This window comes from Enterovibrio gelatinilyticus (genome assembly GCF_028683095.1).
Lineage (GTDB): Bacteria > Pseudomonadota > Gammaproteobacteria > Enterobacterales > Vibrionaceae > Enterovibrio > Enterovibrio gelatinilyticus.
Genome location: NZ_JAJUBC010000119.1, coordinates 1 through 488 on the forward strand (window position 1 = coordinate 1; position 488 = coordinate 488).

1 pseudogene is annotated in these 488 nt (G+C 41.8%); it reads right to left on the minus strand.

The annotated features are described in order from the left end of the window. A pseudogene (locus tag LRP50_RS25480) lies at positions 1-400 on the minus strand (hypothetical protein); the annotation flags it as partial. Positions 401-488 lie beyond the last annotated feature (88 nt).

Consider the following 488-nt stretch of genomic DNA (forward strand, 5'->3'; position numbering starts at 1 on the left):
TTCCGCCAAGTAATGAATAAACAATATACATGCCAAATTTTATTTCATCTAAGCCTCTTAATAGTTCTTCGAAATAGGAACCACCAGTAACATTACTGTTTGAATAAGCAACAGAGACTAGCACCGTGATTGCAAGTAAGCTGACTGCATTAATGCATATATGCCCTAGTTGGACTTGAAACGCTTTGCCTTGGCAACGTGCGCCAACATCCATATAGGTATCATTGATGTCGAGTATTTCTGAAGACGGCACAACATCATCGTCTTTCATAAAATAAGCTGGCATGGGCTTTGGTGAGAAGAAGACGGCTTCCCCTGATAGAAATTTTCGGCGCTCTCCAGCTTTAGGTTCTTGCTGCTTTAAGTCGAGTTCTTGGTTTGTCTTTTTTTTCCAGAACATGTCAATCCGTCGCCATGATAATGTGTTGGGTGTTTATCTCCCTTGGGTAAATAGGCAACCCAAGTATTAGAGGCTCATTGGGCTGACC